The 16117-nt window shown below is 72.6% G+C and carries 18 protein-coding genes; 10 read left to right on the top strand and 8 right to left on the bottom strand.

What is annotated here, in order from left to right; translation table 11 throughout:
• Nucleotides 1-13: 13 nt before the first annotated feature.
• From ACZ4VK_RS13610 to ACZ4VK_RS13635, 6 genes are all read left to right on the top strand, one after another.
• Nucleotides 14-1417, top strand: coding sequence for a hypothetical protein (locus ACZ4VK_RS13610; protein ID WP_468351714.1), 1404 nt, complete (start codon nt 14-16; stop codon nt 1415-1417).
• Nucleotides 1418-1608: 191 nt separating this feature from the next.
• The gene (locus ACZ4VK_RS13615) at nt 1609-2718 is read left to right on the top strand and encodes a serine/threonine protein phosphatase (protein ID WP_468351716.1); all 1110 of its coding nucleotides are present in this window, start codon (nt 1609-1611) and stop codon (nt 2716-2718) included.
• Nucleotides 2715-3917: a protein kinase domain-containing protein gene (locus tag ACZ4VK_RS13620; protein ID WP_468351718.1), complete on the top strand. Its 1203-nt coding sequence runs from the start codon at nt 2715-2717 to the stop codon at nt 3915-3917. Before ACZ4VK_RS13615 ends, ACZ4VK_RS13620 begins: the two co-directional genes overlap by 4 nt.
• 14 nt (nt 3918-3931) lie before the next feature.
• Nucleotides 3932-4642 (top strand): vWA domain-containing protein, encoded by a 711-nt coding sequence (locus tag ACZ4VK_RS13625; RefSeq protein WP_468351720.1) that lies wholly within the window; start codon nt 3932-3934, stop codon nt 4640-4642.
• Nucleotides 4639-5160, top strand: coding sequence for a hypothetical protein (locus tag ACZ4VK_RS13630; RefSeq protein ID WP_468351722.1), 522 nt, complete (start codon nt 4639-4641; stop codon nt 5158-5160). Before ACZ4VK_RS13625 ends, ACZ4VK_RS13630 begins: the two co-directional genes overlap by 4 nt.
• A gap of 13 nt (nt 5161-5173) precedes the next feature.
• Entirely contained in the window at nt 5174-6217 is a 1044-nt protein-coding gene (locus ACZ4VK_RS13635; protein WP_468351724.1) for a hypothetical protein, read from the top strand.
• Nucleotides 6218-6237: 20 nt separating this feature from the next.
• Here ACZ4VK_RS13635 and msrB read toward each other — a convergent pair whose 3' ends face one another.
• From msrB to ACZ4VK_RS13655, 4 genes are all read right to left on the bottom strand, one after another.
• The gene (msrB, locus tag ACZ4VK_RS13640) at nt 6238-6642 is read right to left on the bottom strand and encodes a peptide-methionine (R)-S-oxide reductase MsrB (protein WP_468351726.1); all 405 of its coding nucleotides are present in this window, start codon (nt 6640-6642) and stop codon (nt 6238-6240) included.
• 28 nt (nt 6643-6670) lie between these two features.
• Entirely contained in the window at nt 6671-8062 is a 1392-nt protein-coding gene (gene murC, locus ACZ4VK_RS13645; protein WP_468351728.1) for a UDP-N-acetylmuramate--L-alanine ligase, read from the bottom strand.
• A 185-nt stretch (nt 8063-8247) separates the two neighbouring features.
• Nucleotides 8248-8730: an indole-3-glycerol phosphate synthase gene (locus ACZ4VK_RS13650; RefSeq protein WP_468351730.1), complete on the bottom strand. Its 483-nt coding sequence runs from the start codon at nt 8728-8730 to the stop codon at nt 8248-8250.
• A 105-nt stretch (nt 8731-8835) separates the two neighbouring features.
• Nucleotides 8836-9654, bottom strand: coding sequence for a pyrimidine reductase family protein (locus ACZ4VK_RS13655; RefSeq protein ID WP_468351732.1), 819 nt, complete (start codon nt 9652-9654; stop codon nt 8836-8838).
• Nucleotides 9655-9690: 36 nt separating this feature from the next.
• Between ACZ4VK_RS13655 and zapE the strand changes: the two genes are divergently transcribed.
• The 4 genes from zapE to ACZ4VK_RS13675 all read left to right on the top strand — a co-directional run bounded on the left by zapE (nt 9691) and on the right by ACZ4VK_RS13675 (nt 13676).
• Nucleotides 9691-10776 carry a cell division protein ZapE gene (gene zapE, locus ACZ4VK_RS13660; RefSeq protein WP_468351734.1) on the top strand — a complete coding sequence of 362 codons (1086 nt, stop codon included), beginning with the start codon at nt 9691-9693 and terminating at the stop codon, nt 10774-10776.
• A gap of 34 nt (nt 10777-10810) precedes the next feature.
• Nucleotides 10811-11236 (top strand): OsmC family protein, encoded by a 426-nt coding sequence (locus ACZ4VK_RS13665; RefSeq protein WP_468351736.1) that lies wholly within the window; start codon nt 10811-10813, stop codon nt 11234-11236.
• 147 nt (nt 11237-11383) lie between these two features.
• On the top strand, nt 11384-12745 hold the full coding sequence (locus tag ACZ4VK_RS13670; protein ID WP_468351738.1) for an alkaline phosphatase PhoX: 1362 nt from the start codon (nt 11384-11386) through the stop codon (nt 12743-12745).
• A 76-nt stretch (nt 12746-12821) separates the two neighbouring features.
• The gene (locus tag ACZ4VK_RS13675) at nt 12822-13676 is read left to right on the top strand and encodes a polysaccharide deacetylase family protein (protein ID WP_468352066.1); all 855 of its coding nucleotides are present in this window, start codon (nt 12822-12824) and stop codon (nt 13674-13676) included.
• 22 nt (nt 13677-13698) lie between these two features.
• Here the strand turns inward: ACZ4VK_RS13675 and ACZ4VK_RS13680 are convergent, their stop codons facing one another.
• The 4 genes from ACZ4VK_RS13680 to ACZ4VK_RS13695 are packed head-to-tail and all read right to left on the bottom strand — an operon-like array spanning nt 13699 to nt 16101.
• Complete coding sequence (locus ACZ4VK_RS13680) at nt 13699-13884, bottom strand: hypothetical protein (protein WP_389681213.1); 186 nt, start codon at nt 13882-13884, stop codon at nt 13699-13701.
• A 14-nt stretch (nt 13885-13898) separates the two neighbouring features.
• The gene (locus tag ACZ4VK_RS13685; RefSeq protein ID WP_468351740.1) at nt 13899-14549 is read right to left on the bottom strand and encodes an ABC transporter; all 651 of its coding nucleotides are present in this window, start codon (nt 14547-14549) and stop codon (nt 13899-13901) included.
• Nucleotides 14546-15427: an ATP-binding cassette domain-containing protein gene (locus ACZ4VK_RS13690; protein ID WP_468351743.1), complete on the bottom strand. Its 882-nt coding sequence runs from the start codon at nt 15425-15427 to the stop codon at nt 14546-14548. Before ACZ4VK_RS13690 ends, ACZ4VK_RS13685 begins: the two co-directional genes overlap by 4 nt.
• Nucleotides 15424-16101 carry an AIM24 family protein gene (locus ACZ4VK_RS13695; protein ID WP_468351745.1) on the bottom strand — a complete coding sequence of 226 codons (678 nt, stop codon included), beginning with the start codon at nt 16099-16101 and terminating at the stop codon, nt 15424-15426. Before ACZ4VK_RS13695 ends, ACZ4VK_RS13690 begins: the two co-directional genes overlap by 4 nt.
• Nucleotides 16102-16117 lie beyond the last annotated feature (16 nt).

Below are 16117 nucleotides of genomic sequence, written 5' to 3' on the forward strand. Positions count from 1 at the left end.
GGGGGAGGAACCGGTGGAAGCACAGACCTACGACCCGGTGATGTCCTACGAGGAACTGCCCAAGTGGCGGCTGACGAGCCCCGTCCGGCCGCCGCGGCCCGGCCGTGCCCTGGTCCTGGTCCGGGACAGCGGCCCGTCCCTGACGATCCGCAGCGGGGAGGAGATCCCGTCCTCGCGCTTCGGCGCGTACAGCGGGATGTTCACCGTCGACATGAGCGAGCACCGGCTCGTGCTCGACATCCCGCTCCTCAGCCGTGACCCCACCTTCTCGTTCCGCAGCCGGGTCGACCTGGTGTGCAGGGTCGCGGACCCCGCCCAGGTCGTGGCGCGCGGCATCCGGGACATGAGCGCGACGCTCTTCGACTATCTGCGCAAGACGCTCCGCGAGGTCGCCCGGGACTACGACATCGCCGAGTTCCACCAGGCGGAGCGGGCGTTGAACGGGACGGTGGCCGGGTTCACCGGCGACGACGCCGTGCGCCTGCGGAACGTGCACGTCGAACTGCTCGTCGACGAGGACGAGATCGCCACCAGCGGCCGCGAGTTCCGGGACGTCGTCCGGGAGACCCGGCTCGCCGGGATGCGGCGCGGACGGCACCTGGACATGATCCGCGAGGAGGGCCTCGACGGCCTGATCGCCGAGATCATGGAGAAGGAAGGCCCCCGGGCGGCCCTCACCTGGATCGAGAAGAACGAGGCCGAGAAGCGCGAGGTGCGGCGCGAGATCATGCGCCTGGTCCTGGAACGCGGCGACTCGGACCGGGAGCCCTTCGAGCAGGCCGAACTGGAGCGGACCGTCCTTGAGGAGGTCCTGCGCGAGGGCGACGGCCTCTTCGACGGGGCCGCCCGCCGCGGACGGCTGCGCGGCTCGCTCGCACGCCCCGCGGACCCGGCGCCCGCGCTGGGGCCGGCACCCGCGAGCGGGGCGCTGCGCGGCGAGGTGGTCCGCGAGGAGGCCGAGGACCCACGGGGCACCGGCACCGGAGAGGCGGGGCCCGCGCGTCCCGGCAGCCGGGTGTCGGGGACGCACGGCGCGGGGCGCTCGGAGGGCTACGGCTCCGCCCGCCGCCCCGGTCGCGCGACGGACCCCGACGCACGGGACCGGGTCGGCGGGGCATCGCGGGGCACCGGCCGCTCCGGGCACTCCGCTCCGCCCGAGGACGAGCCGCTGCCGGACCCCAGCGTGGACCGGGGGCGGGACCGGGACAGGCCGGGACCCGACCCGAGCGCCGGCCGGGACAGGGACGGGGACCGGGATCGGCCGGGGCCGTCAGCGGCGCCCGGCACATCACCGGGAGCGCCGTCGGCGCCCGGGCCGCGTGACCCGGCGTCCGGCGCGACGCCACCCCGGGTGAGCAGGGTGCGGGGCACCACCAAGCGGGACACCCCTCGATCCGGACCCGACAGGGAGCGTTGATGGCAGACCACGACCACGGGGCGCGGCACGCCGGACCCTCACACCGCCCGGAGCCGTGGCAGCACGCGCCCGCGCCGCCCGCGCCGCCGGGACCACCGGGAGGGCTCCCGGTGACGGAACCGCCGCCCGCCTCCGTACCGCACATCGGTCCGGGTCCCATGGCTCCGCAGAGGACGGCACAGGCGCCTGCCGTGCCGGAGGAACAGCCGGTTCCGGTCGAACGCAGGCTGCCCCGCCAGGCCATCTGGTCGACGCCGGGAGGCATCAAGGGATTGCAGGCGCTCTCCGTGTGGACCGAGCAGGTTCCCGGTCACGGCGAGGACGCCGAGCCGTTCGTCGTCCACCACTGGGAGACGCACCAGGGCATGATCGCCGTGTTCGACGGTTCGGGCGGCGCGGGCGCCGCCCCCGTCTGGGAGGGGCCGGACGGCCTCCAGCACACGGGCGCCTGGGTCGGGGCCCGGGTCGCGCGCCTGGCCACGGACTGCTGGTTCCGCGAGCTGGCGCAGGAGACCGAGCCGGTCGGGCCCGAGAGTCTGCACACGTACCTGAACTGGTTCCTCTCCAAGGCACCCCAGCGGCGCAGCAAGATCGGCGGCACCATGCGCCGGCAGCTGCCGACCACCCTCGCCGGAGTGCACTACCGCGTGCACGGCCGGCGGGGCACGGTCGAGCTGCGCCCGCTGTGGGCCGGCGACTCGCGGGCGTACGTGCTCACCCCGGGCGGCGGACTGCACGTCCTCACCCGGGACCACACCCGCGAGAGTGACGCCCTCGAACTGCTCCGCAGCGACCCGCCGATGACCAACGTGGTCTGCGCGGACCGGGAGTTCACCATCGACACGCAGCACATCGCCTCGTTCGACATGCCCTGCGTCCTGATCGCGGCCACGGACGGCTACTTCGGCTACGTGCACACGCCGGCCGACTTCGAGTACCTGCTCCTCAGCACCCTGCGGCAGGCGAACAACGAGTACGAGTGGGCCGATCTGCTCCGCCGGGGAGTCCAGGAGTACACGGGGGACGACGCCTCGCTCGCTCTTCTGGCCCTGGGTCACGGCGACTTCGCGAGCCTGGTCGCCGCCCACGAGCAGCGGTTCTCCGAGCTGACCGAACGGCACGTACGGGGCCGTCCCCAGGTCCTCGACCGCACCTCACCCGGCGGGGGCGAGGGAGGGGCGGGGCAGGAGGACGAACGCGAGACGCACGCCCGCGTCCGCGCCTGGCAGGACCAGAGCTGGCAGACGTACCGCGCCGGATACGAGACCTATCTGCCGCCCGCGGCCGAGGAGTACCGATGAAGAAGGGCGACACGATCGCGGGCTACCGCATCGTCACCGATCCCACCAACGCCAACGGGGGCAAGTGCATCTGGGCCTTCGCGGAGAAGGACGGGGGCCAGTACTTCATCAAGCAGTTCCTCGAACCGAAGCGCCCCCGCGACGACGCCGCCGACTCGAAGAGCGTGCGGATCCGCCGCGAGGTGGCCCGGGAGTTCGAGCAGCGGCACCGCAAGATCATGAAGCGGCTGCGGCCGGACACGCTCGGCGGCGGCAACCTCGTGCTCGCCACCGACTTCTTCCACCAGGGCAGCACCTACTACAAGGTCACGGAGCGGATCGACACCTCCAGCCTGGAGCAGCCCGACGCCCTGGAGCCGCGGCCGAAGACGGTGCTGCTCAAGACGCTCGGAGCGAGCCTCAAGCAGCTCCACGAGACGGGTACGGTCCACGGGGACCTCAAGCCGCTGAACGTGCTGGTCCAGAAGCGGGAGGGAGCCGCGTTCCACTCGGCACGGCTCATCGACTTCGACGACTCCTACGACTCCGGGGACCCTCCGAAGCCGGACGACATCTCGGGCGACTCCGTCTACGGCGCCCCGGAGTGGCGGCGCTATCTCCAGGACGACGGCTCGGCGGGCCCGAAGGACCTCACCTGCGCCGTCGACATCTTCGCGCTCGGCCTCATGACCCATCTGTACGTGGTGGGGCAGCTCCCCTCGTACGACAAGAGGTTCGGCTCGCCCGCGGACGCCGTGAACGCCGGGGAGGAACTCCGGCTCGACGTGCGCCTCTCCGACGAGCTGCTCGGACTGCTGCGCCGGATGACCGACGCCGACCCCCGGGCACGGCCGGACATCTCCGCCTTCATGGCGGCGCTCTCCGACCCCGCCGTGTGCACGCTCCAGCACCGCCGGCCCGGCACGACGGCCCCGGGGATCCCGGCGTCCAGGCCCGAACCTGCGTCCTCGCCCACGTCCACCTCCCCGTCCACCTCCGCGCCCTCCACCGAGGAGCGGCGTCCGAGCCGTATCCGGTCCACCTTCGGCCGGCGGGCGGAGACCGCCGAAACCCCTCCGGCGGCGACGCCCGCCGCCCCCGCGCCCCCGCCTCCTCCCCCTGCGGCCGAGGAGCCGGCGGCGGCGCCCTCCCCCGCGCCGGGCACGTCCCGCGTCCGCATCAACCTCGGCGGCCGCCGCGGCGACCGCCGTACCCCCTGACAAGGAGAACCACCATGAACGACGCCCGCGGGCAGTACCAGGGCAATCTGCAGTACGCCGTCGACATCGCGCTGTGCATCGACGCGACCGGCAGCATGCACCCCGTCCTCGGCACGGTGAAGTCGAGCGCCCTCCAGTTCCACCAGCGGCTCGACGACGTGATGGCCAAGAAGGGGAAGTCCATCAGCCAGCTGCGGCTGAAGGTCATCGCCTTCCGTGACTTCGGCGACGACCCCACGGACGCGATCGAGGAGACCGACTTCCTCCATCTCCCGGCCCAGGCGGGCGAGTTCGAGCAGTTCGTCAGCGGCATCGAGGCCGGAGGCGGCGGCGACTACCCCGAGTCCGGCCTTGAGGCCCTCGCCCTGGCGATCAACTCCCCCTGGGAGACGGGGCTCGACCGCAGGCGCCATGTGATCGTGATGTTCACGGACGCGCCCGCGCACGCCCTCGGTACGGTCGGCGTGGACGCGGCCACCTACCCCCGGCACATCCCCCGCAGCATGGACGACCTCTTCGAGCAGTGGGGCTACGCCCGCAGTCAGACCTCGGTCATGGAGCAGTCCGCCAAGCGTCTCGTGCTGTTCGCGCCGGAGGAGGCCCCCTGGTCCGACCCGATCGCCGAGGAGTGGGACCTCACCCTGCACTTCGCCTCCAAGGCGGGCGAGGGTCTTGAGGAGTTCGAGATGGACGAGATCATCGAGACGATCGCGAACAGCCTGTGAGTCTGGAGTGGGACGGCTTCCACCTGTCCCTGGCGCCTGACGGCCTCCGGTTCCACTGGAGCGGCGGAGGGGCCTTCGACGTCGAGGCGACGAACTGCGTCGCGGCCTCCCTCCGCCCTCCGAAGGAGGCGGGCGAGGCGCACCGGCTCGTCTTCCGCTTCCGGTTCCCCGGCATGGCGGTCGGGACCGAATCGGTCGTGATCCGCGCGGACGTGCCCCCCGGCGAGGTGGAGCACGCCCGGCGCTTCGTGGGCGTGCTCTGGACGGACTACTCGGTACCCGACCAGGCCGGCGCGGACCTGGAGGCGGAGGGCGAGGCTCGGGCCGAGACCGAAGTCGAAGCCGAGGAGGAGCCGGACACCGACTCCGACGCGGGAACAGCGGCGGAGACCGCTCCGGACGATCCTGAACTGGAGCGGGTCCCCGAGGGCCGCGACTGGATCGTCAACCATGTCGGGCCGAGGTCCGAGGAACTCTTCCAGGACGTGATGGCACGCCTGGGGAACAGCGAACGCTAGGAGGGACGACGGGGTGGCGGGCTCTGCCAGATGGAAGTGCAAGGACTGCGGCAGCAACACCGAGGCGGGGCCGACGCCGTGCGGCATCTGCGACTCGGTCCGTAAGGAACCGATCCCGGCGGCCCCCGCCCCGTCGCGCCCGGCGGCGAAACGCCCGTCGCCCGCGCGCCCGTCCGGCGACTGGCAGTGCGCGGTGTGCCGCGCCACCAACCCGTCGCGCCGACTCGACTGCGCCGGCTGCGGCAAGAGCTGGAAGACGAGCGGCGGCCCCGCCCCGAAGAAGACGACGCCGAAGCCGACGACCGCGAAGCCGACGCCGACCAAGGCCACGCCGTCGAAGGCCTCGCCGTCCAAGGCGACACCGCCTGCCAAGAAGGCGGCTCCGAAGAAGGCGGCGCCGAAGAAGCCGACCCCGAGGAGGACGCCCCCGCCGCGCACCGGCGCCACGGGCGGGACCGGCACTCCCCCGACGGGTCTCCTCTACCCGCCGCCCAGCAGCACCGGTTACAGCCCGGCACCCCCGCGGACCCCGACTCCGCCCCCGTACACCCCGCCCGCCTACACCCCGCCCCGCACCCGGCCGCCGTACCGGCCGCCGGCGAAGAAGTCGAACGGCTGCATGATCAGCTGTCTCAGCGTGGTGGGCGGTCTCGTCCTGCTCGGCCTCCTGAACGGAGGGGTCACCGCGATCCTCGGCTCACTCGACGAGGCCGACCCGAAGCCGACGACGACCGCGGCGCCGACCGGCGCCGCCTGCCCGCCCCGTATCGCGGGCACGCTGCCGAGCGGCAAGGGCGCCAGGCTGGTCGAGGCGTTCCGCACGGACTACCACCGGATCACCCTCTGCCGCACGAAGGCGGGGAAGCTGTACTACTACGGCGAGTTCAGGGACGGGCGCGAGAAGGGCATCCCCATGCCGGCGACGAAGACGAGCGACGGGTACGAGGCGAAGAACAGCCCGTACCGGTACGTCATCAGCGGGAGCACCGTCTCCATCTACAAGTCGGGCACCCGCATCGGCCACGAGGAGCTCACCCCGGAACCCTCTCCGAGCTGAGCCCCCGCGTCCGGCACCCCCTAGGCCTGCGGCTCCAGCCGCAGCGAGATCGAATTGATGCAGTAGCGCTGGTCCGTCGGGGTGGGGTACCCCTCACCCTCGAACACATGACCGAGGTGCGAGCCGCAGCGTGAGCAGCGGACCTCGGTACGCAGCATGCCGTGGGAGCGGTCCTCGATCAGTTCGACGGCGGAGCTGTCCTTCGGGTCGAAGAAGGACGGCCAGCCGCAGTGGGACTCGAACTTCTCGTTCGACGTGAACAGCTCCGCGCCGCACGCCCGGCAGGAGTACACACCCTTGGTCGTGGTGTCCGTGTACTCGCCGCGGAAGGCGGGCTCGGTGCCCGCCTGGCGCAGCACCTGGTACTCCGCCGGGGTCAGCTCCGCACGCCACTGCTCGTCCGGCTTCTCGACGTCGTACGCCATGAGCTCGCTCCCTCTGCTGTTGCGACCGCTACTTCGACAGGTGGTCGAGGATCCGCGGACCGAGGTCCGTGACGTCTCCCGCGCCCATCGTCAGAACGAGATCGCCGGGGCCCGCCATTCCCGCCACGACCTCCGGCACGGCGTCCTTGTCGGACACGGGCGTCACGTCGGCGCCCGCCTGACGGGCGGCGGTGATGATCAGCTCGCTGGTGATGCCCGGGATCGGGTCCTCGCGGGCCGGGTAGATGTCGAGGACGACGGACGCGTCGGCGAGGGCCAGCGCGTCGCCCATCTCCTTGCCCAGCTCCTGGGTGCGGGAGAAGAGGTGGGGCTGGAAGACGACGAGGAGCCGGGAGGCTCCGGCGGCGCCCCGCATGGCCTCCAGGTCGGCGGTCATCTCGGTGGGGTGGTGCGCGTACGAGTCGATGACCTGGACGCCCCTGGCCTCGCCCTTGAGCTGCAGGCGGCGGCCGACGCCGGTGTAGGCGGTGAGGGCCTGGGCGAGCTCGGCGGGGTCGATGCCGACGCGGGCGCCGGCGGCGAGTGCCGCGGCGGCGTTGTGGGCGTAGTGACGGCCGGGGACGGAGACGGTGAAGGTGTGCTCGGCGCCGTCGAGGGCGACCGTCACCTCGCTCTTCATCCCGTTCGGGACGATCTTCAGGATCCGCGCGTCGGAGTCCTCGGTCTCACCGACGGTGACGATGTTCAGACCGTCGCGGTCCGCCACCCGGCGGGCCAGCTCGCGGGCGCCCGCGTGCTCGCCGACGACCAGGGTGCCGCCGGGGCGGATCTTGGCGGTGAAGGCCTCGAAGGACTCGTAGATCTCGTCCATCGAGGCGTAGTTCGCGTGGTGGTCCAGCTCGACGTTGAGGACGATCGCGACCTCGGGGTCGTACTTCTGGAAGCTGCGGTCGCTCTCGTCGGCCTCGGCGACGAAGATCTCGCCGTCGCCGTGCAGCGCGTTGGTGCCGGGGCCCGCGAGGTCGCCGCCGATCGCGTACGAGGGGTCCAGACCGAGCTCGGTGAGGGCGACGGCCAGCATGGAGGTGGTCGTCGTCTTGCCGTGCGTGCCGGCGACCGCGATGGCGCGCAGACCGTCCATGAGGGAGGCGAGCGCGTCCGAGCGGTGGACGACGGGGATGCCGAGCTCGGCGGCGCGCGCCAGCTCGGGGTTGTCGGCGCGGATGGCGCTGGAGACGACGACGGCGGAGGCGTCGTCGGCGAGGTGCTCGGCCGCGTGGCCGATGTGCACGGTGGCGCCCAGGGCGCGCAGGGACTCCGCGGTCGCGGACTCCTTGGCGTCGCTGCCGGCGACCTTGGCGCCGCGCTGGGCGAGGATCTTCGCGATGCCCGACATTCCGGCACCGCCGATGCCGATGAAGTGCGGCCGTTCCATGGCGGCAGGGATGGCGGGTGCCATGCGGATCTCTCCCCTGGGTGCGTCTTGTATCTGCTGCCCGTTGCGCGCGCATCGGGCAGGTGTGCGGAAGCCCCCAGCCTAGTGGCTCGGGCCGGGTGGCCCCGGCGTGCCACGGCGGGGCCGGTGCCGTACGGGGCCCGGGTCCGCGCCCCCGTGCGGGGGGGGCGGACCCGGGCCCCGGCTGTCTACTCGCTCACCTGCTCACTGTGGGCGAAGAGCTTGAGCACGGGGACCCCCACCTTGTGGCGGGCCCGGGACGCCCAGTCCCGGTGGAAGAACTCCTCCACGTAGTGCGGGGCGGTGAGCACGATCACCTCGTCCGCCTCCGACTCCTCGACCACCGCCTTCATCTTGTTGAGCGGGTGGTCCTCGACGACCTGGCCGACCGCTTCGCAGCCGGCGTCTCTCAGGGCCTGGAGCGAGTGCTCCAGGGCCTGCTCGGCGGGGACCCTGGCCTCCTTGCCCTCCGGTTCGTCGCCCTCACGGGCGGCTTCCTTCAGTTCGCCCATGGCTACGTCGTCGATGGCACGCAGCAGTACATCGGCCTGGTCACCACGCGGCTGCATCAGAACGATGAAGGACACGCCCTCGTCGCCGTGCAGCGTGGTGACGAACTCCACGTCGACGGACGTCAGGGGCTTCTCGATCATCAGAACGCTTGTGAACACCTCAGGAGCCCTTCTGCGGAAACCATCCTTCCCCGTGCCCGCACGGGGTCTGCGACAGTAAGTGTGCCCAGCGGACGGTAAGCGGAACGACAAATTCCGCGATTGTCAGATCCGAAGGTAGCGGGTGAAGAGGAAGCCGTCCTGCTCCAGCACGGAAGCCACCGAAAAGCGTGTCGGGACGGCCACCGCGGGGCCCCCGGCGATCCTCTGGGCGTCACCCGCCGTCATCGTCGGCGAGAGCGTCAGACACAGCTCGTCGAGGACGTCCGCCGCCACGAACTGACCGAGCAGCCGGGGCCCGCCCTCGGTCAGCTGCCGCCGGAGCCCGCGCTCCGCGAGCACCGCCGTCGCACGGGCCGGCTCCACCCCCGCCCCGTCGCCCGCCACGAGCACCTCGGCGCCCGCCGCGCGGGCCGCGGCGACCCGCTCGGGGGGCGCTGCGGCCCCCGTGAGGACCAGGGTCGGCACCAGCGGCTCGGTGAAGAGCGGCAGCGAGAAGTCGAGGGCCAGGGAGGCGCTGACCACGGCGATGACGGGCGCGGGGCCCTGTCCCGCGGCGGCGCGGCGGGCCGCGAAGGCCTCACGCGCGCGTGCCGGGCGGTAACCCTCCAGGCGTACCGTTTCCGCACCGACCACGACGACATCGGCCAGCGCCCGCAGGGTGCCGAAGATCCGCATGTCGGTCTCGGAGGAGAGCGGCTGGGAGCGTCCGTCGTGCTGACCCGCTCCGTCGAGCGAGGAGACCATGTTGGCCCGCAGCCATGAGCCCCGGGAGGAGAGCTCGGGGTACGCGTAGGCGTCGGCGAGCTCGTCGAGGGACCACTCGGGGCCACCGTCCGCACCGACGGCGGCCGGTCCGGTGGCCGTCCCCCCGCCCGTGGTCTCGTGGGCTGTCATGTCCGTCACAGGGAGCAGTCGTCGCATTCTCGCAGTCTGGCACGGCGCTTACAGTGGGGAACTGTGTCGACCCGTGCCCTCACCGAAGCCCCTTCCGCCTCAGCGGCCCCGCTCTCGCTCTGCTCCCGGGAGCCCCACGTCCCCGCCGACCGTCTCGTCGCGGAGATGGTGCCGCCGCCGCGCTTCGACTCCGTACGGTTCGACACGTATCTCCCCGACCCGAACCAGCCCAGCCAGACGGACGCCGTCAAGGCCCTGAGCCAGTTCGCCGAGGGCCTGGGCGGAGCGCACGCCTCCGGTGCCGGGAAGCGCCGCTGGTTCGCCCGGAAGCCGGCCGCACCCACCGGACCGCGCGGCGTCTATCTGGACGGCGGGTACGGCGTCGGCAAGACCCACCTGCTCGCCTCGCTCTGGCACGCCACGCCCGCCGAGCCCGCACTCAAGGCCTTCGGCACCTTCGTCGAGCTGACCAACCTGGTCGGCGCGCTCGGCTTCCAGCAGACGGTGAAGACCCTCGGCGAGCACCGTCTCCTCTGCATCGACGAGTTCGAGCTCGACGACCCGGGCGACACCGTCCTCGTCTCCAGCCTGCTCGCCAGGCTCGTCGAATCGGGTGTCGCGCTCGCCGCCACCTCCAACACGCTCCCCGGCAAGCTCGGCGAGGGCCGCTTCGCCGCCGCCGACTTCCTCCGCGAGATCCAGGGCCTCTCCGCCCACTTCATGCCGCTGCGGATCGACGGCGAGGACTACCGCCACCGTGGCCTGCCCGAGGCCCCGGCCCCGTACTCCGACCAGGTCGTCACGGAGACCGCGTACGCCACGCCGGGCGCCTCCCTCGACGACTTCCCGCACCTGCTCGAACACCTGGCCAGGGTGCACCCCAGCCGGTACGGCGCGCTGACCGACGACCTCTCCGCGGTCTGTCTCACCGATGTGCGGCCCGTCCCCGACCAGTCGACGGCGCTGCGGCTCGTCGTCCTGGCCGACCGGCTCTACGACCGCGAGATACCGGTCCTCGCCTCGGGTCTCCCCTTCGACCGGCTCTTCAGCGACGAGATGCTGAACGGCGGGTACCGCAAGAAGTACTTCCGGGCGATCTCCCGGCTCACCGCCCTCGCCCGCGACGCCAAGGGGCTTGTCCGGCAGTAGGTTGGTGGCCGTACCCGATCGAAAGGGATCCACCATGGCCACCGTGCGTCACGCCCACACCGTCTGGCAGGGCGACCTCCTCAAGGGCTCCGGCGTCGTCACCCTCGACTCCTCGGGTCTCGGCTCGTACGACGTCTCCTGGCCGGCCCGCACGGAGGAGCCGAACGGCAAGACCAGCCCCGAGGAGCTCATCGCCGCCGCGCACTCCTCCTGCTTCTCCATGGCCTTCTCCAACATCCTGGCCAAGGCCGACGCCCCGCCGGCCCGCCTGGAGACCAAGGCGGACGTCACCTTCCAGCCGGGGAAGGGCATCACCGGCATCCACCTCACCGTGCGCGGAGAGGTCCCCGGCATGGACGCGGACCAGTTCCAGTCGCTCGCCGAGGACGCGAAGAAGAACTGCCCGGTCAGCCAGGCGCTCACGGGCACGACGATCACGCTCACCGCCGAGCTGGTCTGACTATCCGACCTATCTGACCCCAGGTCAGAACAGGCGTCCCACGAGACCGTTGTGGCCCGCATGGTTCACGTGTCACCACCGTGCGTGATACACACATGCGGGTCACGCGTCACACACCTGTCCGCCAACAGGAAAAGTGGGTTGCTCATGTCCGCGACACGACGTCAGATCCTGTCCCGCACCGGCGCCGCCGCCGTCGGGATCGCCTTCACCGGCGCGCTCTCCGAACTCTTCGCCGGCAGCGCCGCCGCCGCCGGAAGCGGGGACGGCTACGGCCCGCTGGTCCCCGACCCGGACGGCCTCCTCGACCTCCCGGCCGGCTTCCGCTACAAGGTCCTCTCCCGGCAGGGCGATCCGCTCCGCTCCGGCGAGGGCCTCGTCCCCAGCAACCCCGACGGCATGGCCGCGTTCGCCGGCCGCCGCGGCCGGACGCACCTCGTCCGCAACCACGAGAACCGGGTCACCGGGAAGATCGGCGTCCCGACCGTCCCCGGTCTGACCTACGACCCGGCCGCCAAGGGCGGCTGTACGGCCCTGGAACTCGACGGCCGGAACAACGTGATCGACGAGCGGGTCGCCATCGCCGGGACCGCCGTCAACTGCGCGGGCGGGCCGACCCCGTGGCGCACCTGGCTGACCTGCGAGGAGACCGAGGACAAGGCCGGCACGAACGGCTACACCAAGGACCACGGCTTCGTCTTCGAGGTCGACGGCGCCGACCCGCACCGCACCGGGGCCGTCCCGCTCACCGCGATGGGCCGCTTCCAGCACGAGGCGATCGCGATCGACCCGGCGAACGGCATCGTGTACGAGACGGAGGACGCCTTCCAGCAGCCCTTCGGCCTCTTCTACCGCTTCCTCCCGCACAAGCCGCTCGGCGGCACCGGTTCGCTGCGCGCCGGCGGCGCCCTGGAGGCCATGCGGGTGCCGGGCGTCGCGGACCTCTCGGTGATACAGGAGACCGGCGCCCGCTTCGAGGGCGTCGAGTGGGTCCCCGTACCGGATCCGCAGGCGGTGGAGACCCCGATCAGGCTCCAGGACTTCGGCCCGAAGGGCATCACGCACGCGCAGAAGCTGGAGGGCTGCTACTGGGGCGGGAACGCCGTGTACTTCGTGTCCTCGTTCGCGCGCGTCAAGGACGGCTCCGGCGCCACGCACTTCGGGCAGGTCTGGAAGTACGAGCCGCACCGGCGCCGACTCACGCTCGTCGTCGTCTTCGGCCCGAGCACCGACATCCAGCTCCCGGGCGAGTCCCCCGACAACATCTGTCTCGCGCCGAGCGGGGGCCTGATGGTGTGCGAGGACGGCGACGGGGCGCAGCACGTCTACGGCGTCAGCAGGAAGGGCGAGGTGTACGCGCTGGCCCGGGGCGCGCGGAACATCGGCACGCCCGAGGCGCCGGAGTGGGGCGAGTTCGCGGGCGTCACCTTCTCGCCCGACCGGCAGACGATGTACGTGAACTGCTACACCCCGGGGACGACGTTCGCGGTCACGGGTCCGTGGTGCTGACGTCGCCGACGTCGCGTCGCGGGCATCCGCCCCTTTGATCGGTTAACTTCCGATCGTGAACACTTCTGTACGAAAGGTGGCGGCGCTCGGTCTTCTGGGCGCCGCCCTCCTCGGTTGCGGCGCACCAGCCGCCGAGACAGCCCCCATGAAGGAGCCGACCGCCGCCGGGAGCCCGCCGCCCCGGGCCGGCGCGACCGCCGCCGCCCCGAAGCCCGCGCGCGTCCCCGCCGCGCCGCCCACCATGGCACCGGGACCCGGCGGACTCACCCCCGTGTACGAGCGCCGCGCCAAGGGCGCGGAGAAGGTCGTCGCGCTCACCTTCGACGCCGACATGACCGCCGACCAGGGCCCCCGGGCCGCGCGCGGCGAACGCTTCGACAATCCGGAGCTCATCGCGACCCTCCGCCGGCTCTCGGTGGACGCGACCGTCTTCATGACGGGCCGCTGGGCCGAGGAGTACCCCGACCAGGCCAGGTCCATCGGCGGCGACCCGCGCTTCGAGATCGCCAACCACTCCTACAGCCACTACGCCTTCGCGTCCCCCTGCTACGGCCTGCCGACCGTCCCCGCACCCGACATGACGGCCGACGTCCAGCGGGCCTTCGACGCCTTCCGTGACGCCGGCGCCGTCAACGTCGTCCCGTACTTCCGCTTCCCCGGCGGCTGCTACGACGACGCGGCCCTGCGCGCGCTCGCCCCGGCCGGGGTGACCGCGGTCCAGTGGGACGTGGTCAGCGGGGACGCCTTCGCGAAGGACGCGGACGCCGTCGCCGAGCAGGTCATCGACGGGGTGAAGCCCGGCTCCCTGGTCGTCCTGCACTGCACCCGCAGCGCCGCCCCCGTGACCGAGCGGGCGATCCGCCGCATCGTCCCGGAGCTCAGGGCCCGCGGCTACCGCTTCGTGAAGGTCTCGGAGCTCATGAGCCGCTGAGGTCAGGACACCCCCTAGGGCCTCAGCCGGAGCAGGCCGTCCGCTCGGCCTCGCGCCACTCGCAGACGGGGCAGAGGGTGATGCCCTTCGTCGACTCCGGGTACTCGGTCGGCTCCTGGCACAGCACGCACGCGGCGAACGGTCCCTCGGCCGCCGGTTCGGGCTTCGGGCCGGGCTCGGGGGCACAGGAGAACGTGGTCTCGCTCATGTCTTCGAGCGTACTCACTCCAGGCGCCCGGTGGCCCGGCAGGCGCTGAACGCCGCCGCCGTCGCCAGGAGCAGGGCGGCCGCGGCGGCGAGCCACGGCGGAGCCGCCGTCGTCGTGCGGGCGCCGGTGATCAGGGCCGTCACGGCGTGCTTCGCGGGCGAGCCGCTGGTCACCAGGGCGAGGAGCGAGCCCAGGACGAGGACCGCGAGCGACCAGCCGGTGGCCCGGACGAACGGCCGGGAGGCCAGCGTGCCGACGGCGGCGCCCGTCAGCACACAGGCCGAGGCGGCGAGGAGACCCGTGGTCGCCGCGGCGATCGCCGTGACGCCCCGCCGGTCACCGGTCGCCGTCACCACGAGGACCGCGACCGCGCCGACGAGCGCCGGCAGGGCGGTCCCGGTGACCAGCGCCGCGAGATGCGCGCGCTCCCGGCCGCCTGCCGCCGCGACCACGCTCCGGGCCGCGGGTGGCTCCTGCGTCAGGCAGATCCGCACGGACCAGGCGGTCACCGGGAGGAGGGCGGCGGCGGTGACGCCGAGCGCGCCGAGCACGGGCTCGCCGAGGGAGATGCCGACGCCGAGGACGGCCGCGTACAGGAGGAGCGGTGCCAGCCAGCGCTGCGAGCGGAGCAGCAGACCCGTCTGGTAGCGCAGGAGCGCCGTCATACCCGTACGCCTTCGGTGGTGAGGTGATCGATGTGCCAGGAGGCCGCGAGGAGCGCCGTGAGCAGGGCGTCGGAGTGGGCGGCGTCCACGGTGAGGACGGTGGTGGTGTCACCGGGCCCCGGCGGGGTGACGACGGGACCGCCGGGCAGCCGCTCCGGGAGCGGCCGGCGGCCGCCGGAGACGGCGATCCGGACGCGGGGCGGGGGCTCGGCCTCCCCGTCGGTCGGGGTGACGTGCTCGTACGCGAGGCCGTACGCGTCCGGCTCCCCCACCTCCCGTACCCGACCACCGCCCACCGCGTACACCGCGTCCGCCTCGCCCGCGAGCCGGCGGGGGTCGTGGTCGACGAAGACGATCGTCGCGCCCGCCGCCCGCCGTTCGCGGACGGCCGCGTCCAGTTCCGCACGCGCGCCCGTGTCGAGGCCGGTCCAGGCCTCGTCGAGGACGAGCAGGGCCGGGTCGGCGAGGAGCGCCTGGGCGACGGCGACCTTCTGGCTGGTGCCCTTGGAGAGTTCCGCCATGGCCGTTCCCGCGTGCTCGGCGGCCCCGAAGCGCTCCAGCCACTCCCCCGCCGCGGTCCGCGCCGCCGCCCGGCCGAGGCCCTGGATCCGTCCCAGGTGGACCAGGTAGTCGGCGGCCATGAACGGCAGGGCGACCGGGAAGCGTTCGGGGACGTACGCGGTGCGGGCCGGGCGGCCCGTGACGCGGCCCTCGCTGGGCGCGTCGACTCCGGCGACCGTCCGGAGCAGGGTGGACTTGCCGGTGCCGTTGGTGCCGACGACCCGGACGAGGGTCGCCGCGGGCAGGTCGAGGCCGACCTCACGCAGGACCCACGGCCCCCGGAGGCCGTGCCGCCGGCCGACGCGCTCCAGCCTCAACCGGCCGAGTTCTTCTGCGGGGTGGCCTCGCTGGGCCGGACGACGACGAAGCCCTGGCCCTCCAGCTTGAGCTGCACCGCCTCGCCCGAGCCGCCGCGCATCATCGAGCCGAGCGACTGCGAACGGTGCAGCGAGGTGCGCAGCTGCTCGCTCCAGCCGACGACGGCGTCCGTGTCGACGTAGACCGGGGCCTGCGGGGAGACGGGAATGACGATCGGGGTGCCCTCGCAGATCAGGGCGACCTTGCCGTAGCCGGAGAAGACGGAGTTGAAGAGGCCTCCGCCGGTCATGCCGGCGCCCTTCACCGTCCTGATCTCGTAGTGGAGGCTGGCGTCGAAGCAGAGCACGTTGCGGCCGTTGACCGAGAACGCGTCGCCCTGCTCGATCTCGACGATGAAGCAGCTCTGCGCCTCGTGCGCGAACCACACCTCGCCCCGGCCGCGCACGGCCATCAGCGCGAGGCCCTCACCGGTGACGGCCCGCTTGAGCAGGCCGCCGATGCCCTGGCCCTTGCGCTCGAACTGGAGGTCGCCGCGGAAGGCGATCATCGAACCCTGGCGGGCGTGCATCTCGCCGTCGACCGTGTACTTGACCGACTTGGAGTTCTGCAGGGTCATGCCCGGGAAGGTGGCGGCCTCGGCGAGATGCTCGCCGGCAAAAAGATCGCTCTTCATGGGGGCATCCTGGCCC

It is taken from the genome of Streptomyces sp. NPDC028711, assembly GCF_055565415.1.